General features: G+C 62.3%; 14 protein-coding genes. 7 read left to right on the top strand and 7 right to left on the bottom strand.

All coding sequences use genetic code 11. The annotated features are described in order from the left end of the window. The first annotated feature begins 65 nt into the window (after positions 1 to 65). Genes JC616_RS05910 through JC616_RS05900 form a run of 3 tightly spaced genes read left to right on the top strand, consistent with a single transcriptional unit; the run spans position 66 to position 2,068 of the window. The gene (locus tag JC616_RS05910) at positions 66 to 638 is read left to right on the top strand and encodes a LemA family protein (RefSeq protein ID WP_227107210.1); all 573 of its coding nucleotides are present in this window, start codon (positions 66 to 68) and stop codon (positions 636 to 638) included. 1 nt (position 639) lies between these two features. Beyond that, entirely contained in the window at positions 640 to 1,569 is a 930-nt protein-coding gene (locus JC616_RS05905; protein ID WP_227107208.1) for a hypothetical protein, read from the top strand. A gap of 46 nt (positions 1,570 to 1,615) precedes the next feature. After that, complete coding sequence (locus JC616_RS05900) at positions 1,616 to 2,068, top strand: BLUF domain-containing protein (RefSeq protein WP_227107205.1); 453 nt, start codon at positions 1,616 to 1,618, stop codon at positions 2,066 to 2,068. A 47-nt stretch (positions 2,069 to 2,115) separates the two neighbouring features. On the opposite strand, the gene JC616_RS05895 is transcribed toward JC616_RS05900, so the two are convergent. After that, on the bottom strand, positions 2,116 to 3,393 hold the full coding sequence (locus JC616_RS05895; protein ID WP_227107203.1) for a bifunctional O-acetylhomoserine aminocarboxypropyltransferase/cysteine synthase: 1,278 nt from the start codon (positions 3,391 to 3,393) through the stop codon (positions 2,116 to 2,118). Between the two features lie 679 nt (positions 3,394 to 4,072). Between JC616_RS05895 and JC616_RS05890 the strand changes: the two genes are divergently transcribed. Further along, positions 4,073 to 5,158: a porin gene (locus tag JC616_RS05890; protein ID WP_227107201.1), complete on the top strand. Its 1,086-nt coding sequence runs from the start codon at positions 4,073 to 4,075 to the stop codon at positions 5,156 to 5,158. A 307-nt stretch (positions 5,159 to 5,465) separates the two neighbouring features. Here JC616_RS05890 and JC616_RS05885 read toward each other — a convergent pair whose 3' ends face one another. The 3 genes from JC616_RS05885 to JC616_RS05875 all read right to left on the bottom strand — a co-directional run bounded on the left by JC616_RS05885 (position 5,466) and on the right by JC616_RS05875 (position 9,467). Further along, positions 5,466 to 6,536, bottom strand: a complete 1,071-nt coding sequence (locus JC616_RS05885; RefSeq protein WP_227107199.1) for an ABC transporter ATP-binding protein — start codon at positions 6,534 to 6,536, stop codon at positions 5,466 to 5,468. Next, a complete protein-coding gene (locus tag JC616_RS05880) occupies positions 6,529 to 8,274 on the bottom strand; it encodes an ABC transporter permease (RefSeq protein ID WP_227107197.1) in 1,746 nt (581 codons plus the stop codon). The genes JC616_RS05885 and JC616_RS05880 overlap by 8 nt, the downstream gene beginning before the upstream one ends. Positions 8,275 to 8,375: 101 nt before the next feature. Further along, positions 8,376 to 9,467 carry an ABC transporter substrate-binding protein gene (locus JC616_RS05875; RefSeq protein ID WP_107798355.1) on the bottom strand — a complete coding sequence of 364 codons (1,092 nt, stop codon included), beginning with the start codon at positions 9,465 to 9,467 and terminating at the stop codon, positions 8,376 to 8,378. A 123-nt stretch (positions 9,468 to 9,590) separates the two neighbouring features. Here JC616_RS05875 and JC616_RS05870 point away from each other — a divergent pair, with 123 nt between their 5' ends. Next, on the top strand, positions 9,591 to 10,256 hold the full coding sequence (locus JC616_RS05870) for a response regulator (RefSeq protein WP_227107195.1): 666 nt from the start codon (positions 9,591 to 9,593) through the stop codon (positions 10,254 to 10,256). Continuing rightward, positions 10,257 to 11,678, top strand: a complete 1,422-nt coding sequence (locus tag JC616_RS05865; RefSeq protein WP_227107193.1) for a sensor histidine kinase — start codon at positions 10,257 to 10,259, stop codon at positions 11,676 to 11,678. It abuts the gene before it with no gap. Between the two features lie 138 nt (positions 11,679 to 11,816). Here the strand turns inward: JC616_RS05865 and JC616_RS05860 are convergent, their stop codons facing one another. Continuing rightward, the gene (locus JC616_RS05860) at positions 11,817 to 12,467 is read right to left on the bottom strand and encodes a TetR/AcrR family transcriptional regulator (RefSeq protein WP_107798352.1); all 651 of its coding nucleotides are present in this window, start codon (positions 12,465 to 12,467) and stop codon (positions 11,817 to 11,819) included. A gap of 647 nt (positions 12,468 to 13,114) precedes the next feature. Further along, entirely contained in the window at positions 13,115 to 14,698 is a 1,584-nt protein-coding gene (locus tag JC616_RS05855) for an ABC transporter substrate-binding protein (protein ID WP_227107191.1), read from the bottom strand. A 187-nt stretch (positions 14,699 to 14,885) separates the two neighbouring features. Between JC616_RS05855 and JC616_RS05850 the strand changes: the two genes are divergently transcribed. Continuing rightward, positions 14,886 to 15,662 carry a substrate-binding periplasmic protein gene (locus JC616_RS05850; protein WP_227107189.1) on the top strand — a complete coding sequence of 259 codons (777 nt, stop codon included), beginning with the start codon at positions 14,886 to 14,888 and terminating at the stop codon, positions 15,660 to 15,662. On the opposite strand, the gene JC616_RS05845 is transcribed toward JC616_RS05850, so the two are convergent. Next, complete coding sequence (locus JC616_RS05845) at positions 15,643 to 19,083, bottom strand: EAL domain-containing protein (protein ID WP_227107186.1); 3,441 nt, start codon at positions 19,081 to 19,083, stop codon at positions 15,643 to 15,645. The genes JC616_RS05850 and JC616_RS05845 overlap by 20 nt on opposite strands. Positions 19,084 to 19,226 lie beyond the last annotated feature (143 nt).

Below are 19,226 nucleotides of genomic sequence, written 5' to 3'. Positions count from 1 at the left end.
CCTTGCACGATAATGCCGACATGGACGCCGCGCATCGGCGACGCCTGTCCCGGAGAGACCCCATCATGAAGCTCGCCGTTTTCCTCGGCCTCATCACCGTCGTCCTCGTCTACTTGATCACGCTATACAACGCGCTGATCAATTTGAAGCACCAGCTAACGCAAAGCTGGGCCAATATCGACGTCATCCTCAAACAACGCCACGACGAATTGCCCAAGCTGGTCGAAGTATGCCGGCAATACGCCCAGTTCGAACAAGAAACCCTGACGCAAGTGATGGCCGCCCGCGGCGCGGTGGCCGACTCCGCCCGAGCGCGGGATCCGGAGGCCCTCGGCGCGGCCGAAGGACGCTTGCACGGCCTGATCGGCCAGCTATACGCGGTGGCCGAGGCGTATCCTGCGCTGCAGGCCGACCAGCAGTTCGCGCAATTGAGCGCGCGCATCACCCAGTTGGAGGAGGCGCTGGCCGATCGCCGCGAACTGTACAACGAGGCGGTCAAACTCCACAACGCCCGCATCGAGCAGTTCCCCGACGTGCTGCTGGCCCGCCTGTTTCATTTCCCGCCGGCCCGGCCGCTGCGCTTCGCCGCCGCGGAAACCCGCGACGTGGACATGAAAGCGCTGTTCGCGCGCAACTGACATGCCGGCGCTCGCCTCCCTGCTGCCGGGCCTGGGCTTGGCCCTGTACCTGCTTGCCGCCGCCTCATGGCTGCTTGGCGGCGAGGCCCGCCATGGCCTGCTGATCGCGGCGGTAGTCGGGCTGATAGGCTGGCGTCTGAATTACCGCCATTACCGCCAGGTGGCGGACACTCCGACATCTAAACTGGCCAGCGCGGCCTTGGGCCAAGTCGAATTATGCGGCCAGGCCCGCTGCCATCCGAACGCGCCCAATTACAGCCCCTTGAGCGGCCGACGCTGCGCCTGGTACCGCTGCTGGCGCATAGACGAGCGCGGCAAACTGGACTGGGAGGACTGGCTGACCTGGGCCATGCAACGCTCCAACCGGCTGGCGACCCGCGCCAACCCGCCGGAAGTCAGCAGCGACGACAGCTTTCTCCTGGTGGACGGCGACGCGGAAGCCACCATTCTCCCCGGCGGCGCCCAAGTGGTCGCTCGCCGCCGGCGTCGCTGGCATGAGGACGGCATGTTGCTGATAGAGGAATGGATAGACGAAGGCGAGGCCATCTATGTGCGCGGCCGGCTGCGACGGTTGGACGCGCGCGCCAGCGCGCTGGACCTTCGCCTGGATATCGGCGCCAAACTGGCCGAATGGAAAAACGACAGACAAGCCCTGCTGCGCCGCTTCGATCTGGACGGAGACGGGCAGCTCAGCGAGCAAGAATGGTCGCTAGCGCGCGCGGCGGCGCAGCGCGAAGTCGTCGCCCTGCAGCAGGAGTTGGCGCGGCAGCCGGCGTCCTTATTGCTGCAGGGAGACGATCAAGACGCGCCCTTGATCCTCACCACCCTGTCTCCGCGGCAAAGCGCCCGGCTGTTCCGCCGCCGCGCCTGGCTTCACGCCGCCGTGGCGCTGGCCTGCCTATTGGGCTGGCTCAAGCTGGCTCGATTCTAAAGCGCTATACTGAAGCGAAAGCACTCGCCACACGGCAGGAGCGCAGATGATCCGCCTGATCTACAGCAGCGCAGCCCATCACCCGGTTTCCGCCGAAGCCATGCAGAACCGCATTCGCCGTTTCCGCGACTACAACCGGAGCCAGGACATCGTCAGCGTGCTGCTGATGCTGAACGACGACTTCCTGCAAATCCTGGAAGGCCCGGAAGACGCCATCGACGCGCTCTATCAACGCATCGCGCACGACCCGCAGCACCATCAGCTGACCCTGTTATCTCGCGAGGAGATCGACCACCCCATGCTGGCCAATCACCCGCTGGAATACCTTGCCCCGGCGCCGCAGGCCGACGGCAAGCCTCTGTCCGCCTCAGCCATCGCCCGAGACGCCGGCTGGACCTTACACGGCAAGGTCCAGCATGTGATCCAAAGCTTTCTCGACGGCAAATGGCATCATCACCTGCCCAACGGCATGAATCCGCAAGTGCTGCGCCGCGGCTGAGCTTATCTATATATGAGTGCGCTTCCTCGTCGGCGAGCCTGACCCGCTCAAGGTTCCGCCGCGGCCAGCGCCTGGTCGATATCGGCCAGGATGTCGTCGATATGCTCGATGCCTATCGACAAACGCACCATTTCCGGGCGCACGCCGGCGCGCAGTTGCTCATCGGCCGACAGTTGGCGGTGGGTGGTGGTGGCCGGGTGGCAGGCCAGCGATTTGGCGTCACCGATATTCACCAGCCGGGTCACCAGTTGCAAAGCGTCGATGAAGCGCCCGCCGGCCGCCGCGCCGCCGCGGATACCAAAGGACAGCACGCCGGAAGCCCGGCCGCCGAAGTATCGTCGCGCCAGAGCATGGTCCGGGTGATCCTCCAGGCCGGCGTACTCGACCCACTCCACCGCCGGGTGCGCACGCAGATGCTGGGCCACGCGCAGCGCGTTGGCGCAGATGCGGTCCATGCGCAGCGCCAACGTCTCGATGCCCTGCAAAATAAGAAAGGCGTTGAACGGCGCCAGCGCCGCGCCCATATTGCGCAAGGGCACCACTCGCGCCCGCGCGATATAAGCCGCCGCGCCCAATGCTTCCACATAGTTGACGCCGTGGTAGCTGACGTCGGGCGTGTTCAAGCGCGCGAAGCGCTCGGCGTGCTCGGCCCAGGGAAAGCGCCCGCTGTCGACAATGGCGCCGCCTATGCTGTTGCCGTGGCCGCCCAGATACTTGGTCAGACTATGCACCACGATATCGGCGCCGTGCTCGAAGGGCCGGCATAGATAAGGAGACGGCACCGTGTTGTCGACGATCAGCGGCAAACCGTGACGATGAGCGTGATCGGCGAAGGCGGCGAAGTCGACCACATTGCCCAACGGATTGCCGATGGATTCGCAAAACACCGCCTTGGTGCGCGCGTCCGCCATGTCGCCGATCCGCTCCGGATGGCGATGGCTGACGAAACGCACCTCGATGCCCAGCTGCGGCAGCGTGTGGGCGAACAGATTGTACGTGCCGCCATACAAGGTGCTGGTGGCGATGATGTTGTCGCCGGCCTCGGCGATGGTTTGTATCGCGTACGTGATCGCCGCCATGCCGGAAGCCACCGCCAGCGCGCCTATCCCGCCTTCCAAAGCCGCCACCCGCTTCTCCAGCACATCGGTGGTCGGGTTCATGATGCGGGTGTAGATATTGCCCTGCACCTTGAGGTCGAACAGATCCGCTCCATGCTGGGTGCTGTCGAAAGCGTAGCTGGTGGTTTGGTACAAGGGCACCGCCACCGCCTTGGTCGTCGGATCCGGCGCATAGCCGGCATGCACCGCCAGGGTTTCCAGTTTCATCTCGTCAGTCCTTCCTTCTATATAAGGCGAGTCGCGCAGCGCTCCTCTATGCCACTCGCCTACCTTAACCGGGAAGCGAAGCCAGCGAAAGAAGCTAAATCTAAAACCGGAAAACCAAACAATCTATGCGGACGCACGCCCAGACCGTAAACCTTGCATAGGTTCAAAACAGACAAAACAAAACAAAATATATTTTACAAACAACAAGTTAACACTCACACCCATTAGCGCAACCTCAAGCGAATAGCCTCGCTTCAGCCTATTTACATAGACATCGCTTTCTATTATGATTCGATTGTGAATTCATTCTGGTGTGCGTCTTGCGGCATCATGAATTCTCTTCAAGTCACGTTGATTTTTGAGCCCGCCCTCCGCGGGCTTATTTTTTTTGCATCGCCCTGAATCACCCTCCCCCTTCCCCTTCCCGCTCTTATCCTTATGGCATCAGGCTTTCGGCCAACAAGTGCATTTTTACAACACCCGCACGCAATGAGTCGATTTCATGATTTACCCCTTTATTTCATTGGCTTAGCCAGACATTCCCATGTAAAACCACACACACAAAGCAACAATTGGTTGTTGATTTGCAACACCGCATTTACCGAAAAGTTGCATTTACACAACTTAGCCAATAGCATTTGCTCACATTCCTAAACCCATATAAAAGGATGACTTGACCATGAAAAAGAGTCTGATCGCCCTGCTGGTAGCTACTCTGCCGGCTGCAGCTTTCGCTGACGTGACCATCTACGGCAAAATCAAAGGCGGCGTTGAATACGTTGACAATGGTTCCACCAAGCAAACCAACATCGACGACCTGGGTTCCCGTATCGGCTTCAAAGGCAAGGAAGACCTGGGCAATGGTCTGAAGGCTATCTGGCAAGTTGAAACTGGTTTTGGCATCGACGGCCAAACCCGTAGCGGCTCCGGTAGCGGTACTTTTGCTAACCGTAACTCCTTCATCGGCCTGCAAAGCGACCTGGGCACTCTGCGCCTGGGCAACGTGTCCAACTTCATGGACAGCGACATGGGCATCGTCGACAGCTGGGAATACCGCAACGACGCGCTGGGTCTGGGCATCTTCACCCGCGACGGCAACCGTCTGAAGAACTCCGTGCGTTACGATCTGCCTAGCATCGCTGGCTTCAGCGCCGCTCTGCAATACGGCACCAAAGAGAACAAAGCCGGTACTGCTGACGCAATCACTGGCAAAGTTCAATCCGACCGCGAAGTTTACAATCTGGGTCTGGGCTACGAAAACAGCGGCTTCTTCGGTAAGTACAGCTTCCAACGCGAAGGCACCGCTATTATCGACAGCGTCAGCTCCCGTCGTAACGACAAGCATCGCCTGGAAGTTGGCTACAACGCCAACAACCTGCTGGTTGCTTTCGGTTACCAACAAGAAAAAGGCGGCCTGGACGTAGTTAAAGGCTCCACTTGGTACGATCTGGTTAGCAAAGGCCTGAATCTGACCAACGTTGACCTGACTCAAAACGTTAAGACCCGCGAATACGCTCTGACCGCGGCCTACACTCTGGGTGCCTTTACCCCGAAATTCACCTACGCCCGTGGCGACAAGGTTGAAATCGGCGGTGCTAAGCTGAATGACAGCGGCTACAACCAGTACGTTCTGGGTGTTGACTACGCGATCTCCAAGCGCACCACCTTCGGCGCGCAATACGGTCAGATCGACGTTAAAGGCGGCGTGAACAACGCCAACAAGGATCTGAAGGCCTTCGGCCTGAACATGATCCACGCATTCTAATTTGTCGGTTCGACGCAAGAACCTACGAACATGAATGAGAAAAAGGCCCGCGCAAGCGGGCCTTTTTCATTGCTTAGACGTTCTATTCACCATCAGATTAAACAATAGCGGCCAAAGGCACACAGTCTAGAAACGCCACACCAAACCGAACCGGGACCACATACTCCGTCCCCTAATCTCGGCTCTGCTCAACAATAGGTGAAGCTCCCTTAGCCCAGGTTTCAACCGTTCTCCCGCCTCCCAAACAAGCGGCCATGAAAAAGGGCAAGCCAAGCTTGCCCCCGACCGAACAAGCACACAGAACCTCTCAGGCCGAAGCGGCCTCGAACGCCCAGGTGTCCTCCAGCCCGAACTCCGCCCAGCACTCGCCGTTAGACCTAGCCTGCTGCCCAAAGGCGCGCAAGCGCAGGTCGCCGTGCTGCAACAGGTATTCCCAGCGATCCCCCAGATACATCGATGCGATCAGCCGCGCCGGCAAGCTGTTGCCGCCGGGCTCGTCTTGCACCCTCAGCCGCTCCAAGCGGATCACCGCCTCGGCCTGCTGCCCCACCTCCAGTGCCTGCCTCGCGGTGGCGCGCAGCTGCCAGCCCTCGCCCTGCAAGGTCACGCTGTCGCCGTTTCTGGCCGCCACCTTGGCCCGCAAGGTATTGTTGGCGCCCATGAATTGCGCGGTATAAAGGGAAGCCGGCGCGGAATACAAGTCGGTAGGACTGCCGGCCTGTTCGATACGGCCGTTCTTCAGCAACAAAATCTGATCCGACATCGCCATCGCCTCGCCCTGGTCATGGGTGACGCACAAGGCGGACAGGTTCATCGACACGATCAGTTCGCGCAACCAGGCGCGCGCCTCTTCGCGCAGCTTGGCGTCCAGATTGGACAAGGGCTCGTCCAGCAGGATTACCGGCGGGTTGTAGACCAGCGCGCGGGCGATGGCCACACGCTGCTGCTGACCGCCGGACAATTGATGCGGATAGCGCTCGGCCAAATGCCCCAGCCCCAGCTTGTCCAGAATCTGCCTCACCCTCGCGGCGATCTCCGCCGTCGGGGTCTGGCGCAGCTTCAAGCCATAGCCGACGTTCTGCGCCACGGTGCGGTGCGGCCACAGGGCGTAAGACTGGAACACCAGGCCCAGAGAACGCTGCTCCACCGCCAGATTGCAGCCGGCGGACGCATCGTACAAGGGACGGCCGTCCAGCAGGATTTGACCGGCCGACGGCTGTTCCAGCCCGGCGATGGCGCGCAGCAAAGTGGTTTTGCCGCTGCCGGAAGCGCCAAGCAAGGACACCACCTGACCGGCGGCCAGATCAAAGGAAACACCCTTCAAAATAGGATTCTGCTCATAATTCAGATGCAGATCGCGCACGCTCAGCTTAGTCATGCAGTTTCACTCCCAGACGCAAGGCCAGCGCCAAGCCGGCGCCCACCATCAGAATATTGATCACCGACAAGGCCGCCACCTGGTCCACCGCGCCGGTGGCCCACAAGGACACCAGCAAGGAACCGATCACCTCGGTGCCCGGCGACAGCAAATACACCGCGGTCGAATACTCCCGCTCGAAAATCATGAAGATCAGCAACCAGCTGGACAGCAGGCCGAAACGGATCAAGGGCAAGGTCACGTCCAGACTGGTCCGCCGCTGGCTGGCCCCGGCGGTGCGGGCGGCCTCTTCCAGCTCCGGCCCCACTTGCAACAGGGCGCTCTGCACCAGACGCATGCCATAGGCCAGCCAGACCACGGTGTAAGCCAGCCAGATCGACAGCATGCTGTTCTTGGCGCCCTGCAGGCCGGGCACGAACAGGAACACCCACAGGAAGGCCAGGCCTGCCAGGATACCCGGCACCGCGCGCGGCAACAGCACCAGATAGTCCAACAGACGAGCGCCCCAATCATTGCGGCGATGTCCGGCGAAACCGACCAGGGTATAAAAGCCCACCGCCAGCGCGCCGCCGATGATGCCGACGCCCAGGGTGTTGACGATGGCGCGGACGATGTTGTCCTCCTCGAACACCAAGGCGTAATGATCCAGCGTCAAAGTCTCCAGCAAGGACACGCCCTCGCCCCAATGGCTGACCACCGAGCGCAGCGCGATGCCGGAAATCGGCACCACCACGGTGAGGAACAGCCATAACAGCACGATGGCCAGCGCCAGATAGCGCCACGGCCCCAGCGACAGCGGATGCTGACGGCCGGCCTTGCCCTTGAGCGCGACGAAACGCTGAGCGCTGCGCAATAAGCGGCGCTGCAACAGGACCAGCGGGAAGGTGATGGCGATCAGGCACACCGCCACCGCCGCCATCAGGTGATAGGACGGCACGCCGAGTTTATTGGTCAGCTTGTACAGATAAGTGGCCAACACCAGATGGCCCTCCGGGTCGCCCAACACCAGTGGCAAGCCGAAGACTTCAAACCCCAGAAAGACCACCAGCACGCCGGCGAACAGCATGGAGGGCATCACCATCGGCAGGCTGACGTCGCGCGCCACGCGAAAAGGACCGGCCCCGGCCACCCGCGCGGCCTCTTCCACGTCCGAGCCCAGATTGCGCAGCGCCGCCGACGCGTACAGATACACATGCGGCACATGGGTCAGCCCCGCCACCACCGCAATGCTGAGCAGGGAATAAATATTCCACGGCACCTCTTCCACACCGAACCACTGCTTGAACCACAGGGAGTAAAACCCCACCGGTCCGGCCGCCACCACGTAGCCGAAGGCCAATACCATCGGCGACACGAACACCGGCGTCAGCAATAAGGGCTCCAGCCAGCGCCGGCCGGGCAAATCGGTGCGCGCCATCAAGAAGGCCAGCACCCCGCCCAGCGGAATGGCGATCAGCGCCATGCCGGCGGCGATCACCAGCGAGTTGCCCAGCGCGGACCAGAAATCGGGATCGGCGAACACAAAGCGGTAGGCGGCCAGCCCCACATTCTTGTCCGCCATGAAGAAGGGTTGATCCAGCAGGCTTTGATAGACCACCAGCGATAGCGGGGCCAGCACCAGCAAGGCCAGCGTGCCCAAGACCAGCCAGCGGCTGGCGGCGCTCCAGCGCGGCCAGCCGCCGCGCGCGCGGGGCTGGGCGGCCGCGCCGGGGGCGGTCGGATTAATCGAGGAATTCATGCTTGCTCCCAGGCCTGCGCGCAGGCCTCTGCGCCGTCCGCGCGCGGCGGACGGCTGATTGAGTCATTGGAAACGTCGGCCGCGACGGCCGGAAGGGGACGCTATTTCTTCAGCGCCTGCTGCCACTGACGCATGAAATCCAGCCGCTTGGCCTGGTCCAGATAGACCAGCAGGCCAGTGCCCACCTGGATGGGCTTGGCGCTGCCGCCCAATTGCTGGTTCAAGGCGGCGATGGAAGCCGCGCCGCTCACGTCGCTGCGCAGCGAGAACAGCTCGGACTGGTTGGCCAGCACGCTCTGGCCGCGCTTGGACAGCAAATAGTCCAGCCACAGCCGCGCCGCGCCGGGATTGCGCGCCTTCTTGGAGATGATGGCCAGCCGGCTGACCACCTGGGTGTAATCCTTGGGATAGACATAGCCGATGGCCGGGTCCTTCTTCGCCTTGGCGTAAGCGTAGGAACCGAGGATGTTGTAGCCGATCAGGTTTTCGCCCGAGGAAATCCGCTCCATCATCGCGCCGGTGGAGGTTTGCAGTTTGACGCCGCTGGCGCCGAGCGCACGCGCCAGTTCCCAGGCGCCGTTGGCGTTATGGCGGACGTCCTGGGTCAGGAAGTTGAAGCCGACGCCGGACTTCTCCACATCGTACGTGGTGACCTTGCCCTTGAAGCGAGCCGGATTCGCCTTGAGGATGCGCACCAGATCGGCGCGGGTCTGCGGGATGTCCTCCGGCTTCAGCAAGCGCTTGTTGTAGACGATGGCCACCGGCTCGTAAGTGGTGCCGTAGGCCTGCTGCTGATAATGCGCCCAGGACGGCAGATTGGCCGCCTCCGGCGAAGCGTAGCTGGCGGCGTAGCCGTCATTGACGAACTTCACCTGCAGATCCATCGCCGAGCTCCACACCACGTCGGCGCTGGCGCTGCTGGCGGCGTTCTCGCTGATGAAGCGATTGTAGATCTCGGTGCTGTTCATATCGTGGTATTCCACCTTGACGCCGGGGTACAAGGCCTGGAAATCCTTGATCAGGGGCCGCGCCGCGGCGCTGTCGGTGGCCGAATACACCACCACCTTGCCCTCCTTGACGGCGGCGTCCACCAGATTCTGATAACTGGCGGGATAGCCGGCGGGCACGGCCGCCCAGGCGGCGGCGGAACCCAGCGCGCAGCACAGCGCGGACAAGCTTCTGACTCTATTCATGGTGTTGCTCCTAGGTAGATGAAGATGTTCGCGACATCTTTCGAATCGCGCAGCTCTATTGGCTTCGCTTCCCCAGCCATGATATTAGAGTAAAGCTTTCAATCCGCTTTCAGTGACCCAACCATGCGCCTGCTCTTGGTGGAAGACAATCCGGCCCTGTCCGAATCACTGGCCCAGGCCTTGCGCCAGGCCGGTTTCGCCGTGGACTGCATGCTCAACGGCAGCGACGCCGATCATGTGCTGCGCACCCAGGATTACGCGCTGGCCATCCTGGACTTGGACCTGCCCAAGCTCAACGGCTGGGAGGTGCTGCGCCGGCTGCGCGCCCGCAAGCAAACGCTGCCGGTGCTGATCCTGACCGCGCACGGCTCGGTGGAAGAACGAGTGCGCGGGCTGGACCTGGGCGCCGACGACTATCTGGCCAAGCCCTTCGACCTCAACGAACTGGAAGCGCGGGTGCGCGCGCTGATCCGCCGCAGCCACGGCCGCGAAAGCCCGCTGCTGGAATTAGGCCCCCTCAGCTACGACAGCGTCGGCCGCCAGTTTCAGCTGAGCGGCGACGCGCTGCACCTGACGCCGCGCGAGCACGCGGTGCTGGAAGTGCTGATGCTGCAAGGCGGCAAGGCCATAGGCAAAAGCCAGCTGTCGGAAAAGATTTTCGGCCTGGACGAAAGCGGCAGCGCCGAAGCCATCGAAATCTATGTGCACCGCTTGCGCAAGAAGCTGGCCGGCCAGCCGGTTTCCATCGTCACCTTGCGCGGGCTGGGCTATCTATTGACCACACCGTAAATGCGACTCGCCCTCTCCCGTCTCAAACCCGCCAGCTTGCGCAAGCAATTGCTGCTCGGCCTGTCCGTTCCGCTGCTGCTGATGTTGGCGCTGGACGGCTGGATGACTTACGACCGCGCCTTGCAGGCGGCCAACACCGCCTTCGACCGCATGCTGCTCAGCTCCGGCCGCGCCATCGCCGACGGCGTCGCCGCCCACGACGGCGCCGTCAGCGTGGACATACCCTATTTCGCCTTGCAAATGTTCGAGTCCAACGCCTCCGGCAAGGTGTTCTACCGCGTCAGCCGCTCGGACGGCGCGCTGCTCACCGGTTACGACGACCTGCCGCTGCCGCCTCCGCGCCGGCGCGAGAGCATCCGCTACCAGCCCGATTACATGGACATTTCCTACCACGGCGAAACGCTGCGCTTGCTGACCTTGAGGCTGTCGGTGCGCGACATGAGCACGCTGCGCAGCCAGGACGTGTGGATACAGGTGGCGGAAACCCCGGAGTCCAGGGAGCAGCTGGCGCGCACCCTGCTCATCGGCTCCCTGGCGCAGGAGGCGCTGCTCGGCGTCATCATGCTCGCCATCGTGCTGCTGGCGGTCGGCCATAGCCTGCGGCCCTTGCGCCGCTTGTCGCGCAATGTGGTGGCGCGCAAGGAAACCGATCTCAGCCCCCTGCCCAGCCGCGAGCTGCCCACCGAGTTGACGCCCTTGGTGGACGCGCTGAATCAGCAGGGCGTGCGCTGGCATAAATTGCAGGCGGCGCGCCGCCGCTTCATCGACGACGCCGCCCATCAGTTGAAGACGCCGCTGGCGGTGATGCGGACGCAGGCGGAGCTGGTGCGACGCCAGACGCTGGAAGCCTCATTGCGCCAGCAGCTGGACAAATTGCTCGCCTCGCTGGACAGCGCCAGCCACGGCGTGCACCAGCTATTGCAACTGGCGCGGGTGGAGCCGGACAACGGCCAGGCCATCGAACTGGACGATATGGACCTGGCCGCCTGGATCAGGGAATGGGCGCTGGAACAAGCGCCCTGGGCTCATGGCCAGGGCGCGGATCTGGGTTACGAGGGGGAGGAAACGGTATGGGTGCGCGGCAACGCCGGTCTGCTGCGGGAATTGCTGGGCAATCTGCTGGACAACGCCATCCGCTATCATCCCGGCAACGGCGATGCGCGGATCACGATCGCGGCCGGGGCGCTGCCGGCGCCGTGGCTGCGCGTCGACGATAACGGCCTCGGCATCGCCGAGGCGGAACAAGACAAGGTATGGCTGCGTTTTTACCGCATCGCCGGCGCCGCCAGCAGCGGCAGCGGCCTGGGCCTGGCCATCGTCAGGGAGATCGCCCACCGGCATGGGGCGACCGTGGAGTTGAGCCGCAACGCCGGCGGCGGCCTCAGCGTCAAGCTTCAGTTTCCGCCGGCCGGCAGGGGATAGGCTTGAAGCCCGTTCACGGGCTCGCGAGCGGAGACGAAAACCGCCGAGCAAGCGCTATGCGCATACCGCGCATCTGCGTTTCGAAACGGCGCTCGCCGCGTCGCGTCTCGCAGCCTGCGGCGGACTTTGAACAGGCTCTTAGAACGGTAGTTGGTATAAAGGATTGCGGCTGTCCGCGCCTTCGGCGCGAATGCGTTCCAGCTCGCTGCGCAGAGCGGTCTGCAACCACTGTTCCCGCATTTTGTCGCCTTCGGGATGCTCGTTCAGCATCCGGTACAAGGCCATGCCATGGAAGGTGGTCATCATGGTCAGCAAGGTGGCGAAGAAGCCGGTGGAAATGGCGTAACGCGGAAACAGCGAGGCCATCATGGCGACGAAGCGATCGCGGAAGTAGTTGCTGGAACTGGCCAGGAAGATTTCCCGCAGATCGGCGGTGGTGCGAGCCGCCATCAGCAGTTCCATCAGCACGATGTGACGCGGCGACAGCACCAGCGCCTTCATCAGCGCGACGATCCGTTCCTCCTCCGGCATCGTGCTGGACATTTCCGCCGCCAGCTTGAGGCCGGCCTCGAAAATATCGTCGACTACCTTGCGCCCTACCGGCAACATCAGTTCGTTCTTGGTGGCGAAATGGCGGAATAGGGCCCCCTGGGAGACGCCGGCCCGGCTGCAGATCAGCTGCACGCTGGTACCGTGATAGCCAAACTCCAGCAGACACTCGATGGCCGCTTCCACCAGTTTCCCAATGGTGGACTCCCTACGACTTTGTTGTGTTCGTCTAGTTTGCATTATATTCTTATGTCATGTTTATCCCAACCAAGGTCTGATGATACGCGAAACTTTTGCCATAAGCGAGGGCGAGCGCACGCTAAATAGGCCAGTGAGTAGTTTCAACTAGGGATAGCCGGAAAAATGCTGTTCTTTTTAAAGTTATTTCCCAATAACTCTTAAAAAGAGGTCGCAAATATTAAAATTACTATTATTAAATTGCGTAGTTTTGATGATTTGGAACATTTTGCGCGGCTTACTGTCTTGCCAGGCGCCCCCAGCATGGACTCGCCGCCGGCGTGGCGTCCGCGCAACGCGCGAAATTAGCGGCAAGATCGCCGCGGATGTGAACAAAAACGCGCCATAGCAATGACGATGCTCGGCGACCGTCATCGACATCCTCACGCCCTCCCCGCCGGTCTTCTCTGCTTGACGATCCGCCTCAAGATAACAAGCAGACACTCAAGCAATGTCGCCCTTAGAAAGCAGCTAGTTTCTAATCGAAAAAATAAATACGCTAAAACAACATTTCAACAAAAATACGATGTTGAATTACTTAAAGCGGGGAAATATGCACAGGCAAGTTCGCATTCGAACATTAACCGGCATTTCCTCGCTTATGCTGACAAAGCCTGACGGGCCGGCCGTCGACAACCGGCCCGCCGGGCTCAATTCAACTGCGCTCGTCCAAAGTCCACCCGCCCGAACGGACTGACGGCGTAAGCGCTCAAATCCTTGCTCGCCAAGGCGTACGCCGTGGGGTGGGCCAAGGGCAGCCACAAGGCCTGCTCCTGGATCAACTTCTGCGCCGCCAGATACAACTTGGCGCGCTGGGCGAAATCGCTGCTCTTCTTGCCGTCGCTGATCAGCTTGTCCAGCTTGGCGTCGCAGAAGCGCGCGAAATTGGTGCCGGACTGCACCGCCGAGCAGGAAAACTGCGGGGTCAGGAAGTTGTCGGGGTCGCCGTTGTCGCCGGCCCAGCCCATGAACAATAGCTCATGTTCGCCGGCCTTGGCGCGCTTGATCAGCTCTCCCCACTCAATCACCTTGATCTGCACCTTGACGCCGATCTTGGCCAGGTCGGACTGCAGCAGCTCCGCGCCCGCCTTGGGATTGGGGTTTAGCGTGCTGCCGCTGGGCCGCACCCACACCGTGGTTTCGAAACCGTCGGGATAGCCGGCTTGGGCCAGCAGTTTCTTGGCGCGCGCCGGATCGTAAGGATAGGACTTGGCCCCCTTGTTATAGCTCCAGGTATTCGGCGGATAAGGCAGGTCCGCCGCGGTGGCGGTATTGTCGAACACCGTTTTCAGATAAGAGCTCTTGTCGAAAGCCAGGTTGAGCGCTTGCCGCACCAAGGGGTTGTTCAACGGTTTTTTCTGGCTGTTGAAGGCGACGAAGGCGGTCATGAAGGCCGGCGTTTGCAGAACCCGCAGCTTGGGATCCGCCTTGGCCGCCAGCACGTCCTGCGGCTTGGGCGACAGGGCCAGCTGGCATTCGCCGGCTCTCAGCTTCTGCGCGCGCACAGCCGAATCCGGCGTGATCGCGTAAATCAGCGCGCCGACCTTGGGCTTGGCTCCCCAATAAGCCGGATTAGGCGCGTAGCGCACCACGGCGTCCTTCTGGAAGCTGCGGAAGACGAAGGGCCCGGTGCCGATTGGCTTGGCGTTCAAGTCCGCCTGCCGGCCGGCAGCCTGCAACTGCCCGGCGTACTCGGCCGAATAGATGGACGCGAAGCCCATGGTCAGGCTGGACAGGAAAGTAGCTTCCGGATAGTTGAGCTCGAAACGCACAGTATTGGCGTCCACCTTCTGCACCGCCTTGATGAGCTTGGGAAACTGCATGGATTGCGCGTGCGGATAGCCGTTCGGCGCGCTCTTGTACCAAGGATGGGCCGGATTGAGCATGCGTTCGAAAGTGAACACCACGTCGTCGGCCGTCAGCTTGCGACCAGGCTTGAAGTAATCGGTGGAGTGAAAGGCCACATTGGGCCGCAGCTTGAAGGTGTAGCCGAGGCCGTCGTCGCTGACCTGCCAAGACGCGGCCAGGCCCGGCACCACTTTGCGGGCGGCCGGATCGTATTCGACCAGGCGGTTCATCAGCACGTCCGCCGACGCGTTGGTGGTGACCAGGGAGTTGTACTGCACCACGTCGAAACCTTCCGGATTGGCGTCGGTGCACACCGTCAACGGGCGCGCGGCCAGCGCCAGGGTAGGCGCCAGGGCCAGGGCCAACAGCGTCAATTGCTTGTTCATCGGCATTTCCTCATCAAACTGCATGGCATCTTCGGTATCAGAAACGAAGGTTAAGCGAATAAGCGAAAAAAACAAACCATCGATTATGCATATTCATATTCGCGACGCGGCCAAGGATGGAGTTTGAGCCCGGCGCAAATTGCCGCTACAGTCAAAGCGGACAGCCAGAATACAAAGCGCCATCGACATGAACCGCCGCCACTGCCTGCTTGCCCTGTTTTTGACCAGCTTTGCCGCCGCGCCGCTGCGCGCGGCGCCGGGCCCTGCGCTGGACATCCTGACCGAGGATGACCCACCGCTGACTTTCGAGCAAGACGGCAAGGCCGCCGGCCTGGTGGTGGAAGTGGTGCAAGGGATACAACGCCGCGTCGGCAACCACGACCCCATTGCCGTGGTGCCTTGGGCGCGCGGCTATCGCCAAGCGCAACAGCAGCCGAACACCGTGCTGTTCAACACCAACCGCACCCCGGAACGGGAGCGCATGTTCAAGTGGGTGGGCCCGGTCACCGAAACCCTGGGCTGCCTGTTTGTGCGGCGCGACAGCCCGATCAAACTGCAAACGCTGGACGACGCCCGCAAACTGCCGCAAATCATGGTGGTGAGAGACTGGTATCTGCAACAGTTGCTGAGCGCGCAGAACTTTTCCAACCTAGCCACCGTGGCCACGCCGGACCAGTTGCTGACCATGTTGATGCGCAAGCGCGCCGACGTCATCGTCAGCGAAAACACCACCTTGCCGCATCAATTGCGCCAGCAGGGCTTCGACCCGGCCCAAGTGCGCAAGGCGCTGACCTTTTCCCACACCTACGGCTACATCGCCTTTTCCCGTCAGACCCCGGACGCGGTGATCAAGGCCTGGCAACAGGCGCTGGACGAGATGAAGCGCGACGGCAGTTTCGCCGCGCTGTACCGGCGCTGGCTGCCCGGCGAAACCGCGCCGGGCATCAATCCGCCCGCCCCGTGAAACACTCGAAACGGCCGCGCCACCAGGACACCAGCTCCTCGGGCGGCAAGGAGCGCGAATATAGATAGCCCTGGCCGCTATGGCAGCCGCGCGCCAGCAGCAAGGCGTGCTGGGATTCGGTTTCCACGCCCTCGGCCAGCACTTGCAGGCTCAGGCTTTCCGCCATGGACACGATGGCCGCCACCATGGCCAGATCGCGCTCGTCGCTGTCCAGCCGCATGATGAAGCTGCGATCTATCTTCAGTTCATCGATGGGCAGCCGCTTGAGATAGGACAGCGAGGAAAAACCGGTGCCGAAGTCGTCCACGCTGATGTGAAAGCCCATCCGCTTGAGCGTCGGCAAGGCCTTCATCGCGCTGTCCGCGTCCATCAGCGTGCCCTCGGTGATTTCCAGGCACAGTTGCTCCGGCGGCGCGCCGCTTTCCTCGGCGATCGCGCGCAAACGCGCGACGGCGTCCGGCAAGCCGAAGAAGCGCGCCGACAGATTGACGCTGACGCGCCAGGGCGGCAGACCCTGCCCTCTCCAGGCCATCACCTGGCTGCAGACATTGCGAAACACATACTCGTCGATATCGATGATCAGGCCGGTTTTTTCGGCGATGGCGATAAACTCCGCCGGCGACTGCTTGCGCCCGTCCAGCTCCCAGCGCAACAGCGCCTCCATCCCCAGCATGTCCTGGCTGCGCAGCGTCATCTGCGGCTGGTACTCCAGCCGCAGTTCCCGTCGCTGCAAGGCCTGGCGCAAGCCGGTCTCCACTTGCAGGCGCTGGCGCACGCCGTCCGCCATATCCTCGGAGAAGAAGCAATAACCGTTCTTGCCCGCGTACTTGGCGCGGTACATCGCCATATCCGCATCGCGCATCAGCCCTTCCGGCGTGTCCGCGTCGCAGGGATAGCAGCTGATGCCGATGCTGGCGGACAGGAAATAGCGGTGGTCTCCGTCCTGGTACGGAGCCGCCAGCGCCGCCAGCACCTGCTCGGCCAGGCTGTCGGCCGCGCCATCGGCGGCGTTCTCGGCCAAGGCGACGAATTCGTCGCCGCCGATGCGGAACAAAAGATCGTGGCCGCTCACGCAGGCGCGCAAGCGTTCAGCCACGATGCGCAACAGGCGGTCCCCCACCTCATGCCCAAGGTTGTCGTTGATGAAGCGGAAATCGTCCAGGTCCACCAAAAGCAGATACAGGCTCCGCCCTGAGCGACGATGATTCCTCAAGCTCCATTGCAGCCGCTCGTTCAACTGCACGCGGTTGGGCAGTTGAGTCAGGCTGTCGTGCTTGGCGAGAAACTCGATATTGAGCTGCGAACGCTTCAGCGTGGACACGTCGCGGGCAAAGCCCATCGCGCGCCGCGGCCGCCCCTGTTCGTCCCGCCACAAGCTGGCGCTCACCTGCATCCAGACCTGCCCCGCCTCCGGCAGGGCGACGCGAAACTGACACTCGTGCAGGCTTTCTCCGGCCTCGGCCGGCAAGGCCTGCCAACGCCGGCGCAACTCGTCCAGGTCCTCCGGATGGATTTGCGCCAGCAAGGCGTCCAGACTGTCGTGACGATAATCCTCTGCCCGCCCGAAAATCCGCCCCACCGGCCCCTCTTCGTGCAAGACCCCGTCGCCCAGGTCCAGCTCCCAGGCGATTTGTTCCGCCGCGTACAGCGCCTGCTTCAAGCGCATCGCCGAGCGTCGGCGCTCGCCGATCAAGCGCCCCACCCGCGCCAGCAGCTCCGCCACCGAAAACGGCTTGAACAAGAACTCCTGCACGCTGTTCTGCAGCATACGCAGCCGCAGCGAATCGTCGGCGCGCGCCGACAGCATCACCACCGGGATGTCCTCGGTCTGGCGGTTGCCGCGCAAAGCCGACACAAACTCTTCTCCGCCCATTCCCGGCATCATCAGATCGCTGATGATCAGGTCCGGCTGCTCGCTCTGCGCCAAACGCAGGCCGCGGCCGCCCTCCGGCGCCGTCATCACCCGATAATGCTTGCCCAGCGCGCCGGCGATGAAGGCGCTCATATCGATGTTGTCCTCCACCAGCAGCACCAACGCCTGGGCGCCCTTGTCCGGCGCGGCTCCCCCCTCGGCCTGCGGCGACGCGGGCGCGGGCACCGCGCCGCCGGCCAGCAAATCGTCCAGACGCAAGTCTTCCGACTCTATCGGCGCACCCGCCGGCGCCAACAGAGGCAGGCTGAGACGGAACAAGGCGCCGCCGCCCTCTGCGGCGAACAAGCTCACATTGCCATGGTGCAGCTCGATGAATTCTTTGACGATGGCGAGGCCAAGCCCGGTGCCGCCGTGCCGGCCGTAATCGCCGTCCTCCACTTGCACGAAGCGCTCGAACACCTTGTCGCGCATCTCGGCCGGCACGCCGGGCCCGTTATCCTGCACCCGGATGCCGGCCTGGCTTCCTCTCAGCTCCAGCGCAATCTGAATGCGGCCGCCGTCCGGCGTGAACTTGAAGGCGTTGGACAGCAGGTTCAGCAATACGCGCTGCAATTTGATCGCGTCCACCTGCGCCGACGCCGTTTTCGGCGCCGCCACTTGATAGTCGATATGCCGGTCGCTGGCCAGCGAAGTAAAATATGAGGCCACGTGACGCACCAGCTCGGCCAGGTCCAGCTGCGCGTAGCGCAGCTTCAGTTCCCCCGCGTCCAGCTTGGCCACGTCCAGCAAATCGTTGACCTGCTGCAGCAACATGCGCGCCTGCCGCTGGATCATCAGCAGATTGGGGCTCTCCTCCGGCTCGGCCTGGCCTGTCAGGAAGCGTTCTACCTGACCCAGAATCAGGGTCAGCGGCGTGCGCAACTCATGGCTGACATTGGCGAAGAAGCGGGTCTTCATCTGATCCAGCTCGCGCATCTGCTGATTCAAGCGGGCCAGCTCGTTATTGGATTCCTTCAGATCGGTGTTGGCCCGGGCGATTTGCGCATGCTGGTTCACCATTTCCGCTTCTAGCGCCGCCGCGTCCATTGCCCGCCATTCCGCCGGCTGACTCTGCTGCGGCTGGATCCGTTTCAGGCGCACGAACTCGCTGACGTCCTGCGCGCTGTGAATGATGCAGGCCACGCTGCCGTCTGCGCGCTTCACCGGCCAGTTGGTCGGACTCCAATAGCGCTCTTCGAAACTGCCGTCCGGCCGCGGGATATCGTATTTCTGCATCGCCATGCTGTCCTCGACCCCGGTGGCCAGCACGCGCTGCAAAGAAATGCGCAGATTGCGCGAGCCCTCGCCTTCCGGCTCGGCGGGATTGACCGGAAAGATGTCGAACAGATTGCGCCCCAGGATGGACTCGCGCCGGGTCAAGGTCGTCTGCAGGTAAATATCGCTGGCGGCGATGACGTTGAAATCGGTATCCAGCACTAAATACAGGCCGGGGGCCCGTTCGAACAGCAGCTGGAAATCCGGTGCGGCAATCGCAACCTGCGCGTTCAACGCCAACGCAGCCTCCTATCGGTGGGGTTCGCGGATCAAGGGCGGCAAGACTGCCGTCATATTCCTCATTAAATATGATAGTCGTATATCCACTCAACTCCAGTGCCGTATCGACGCGTCGACGCGTAAAAAAACCCCGGCCA

It is taken from the genome of Chromobacterium rhizoryzae (genome assembly GCF_020544465.1).
Lineage (GTDB): Bacteria > Pseudomonadota > Gammaproteobacteria > Burkholderiales > Chromobacteriaceae > Chromobacterium.
Note: the sequence above shows the minus strand (reverse complement) of the source record. Positions and strands in the feature narration are given on the sequence as shown.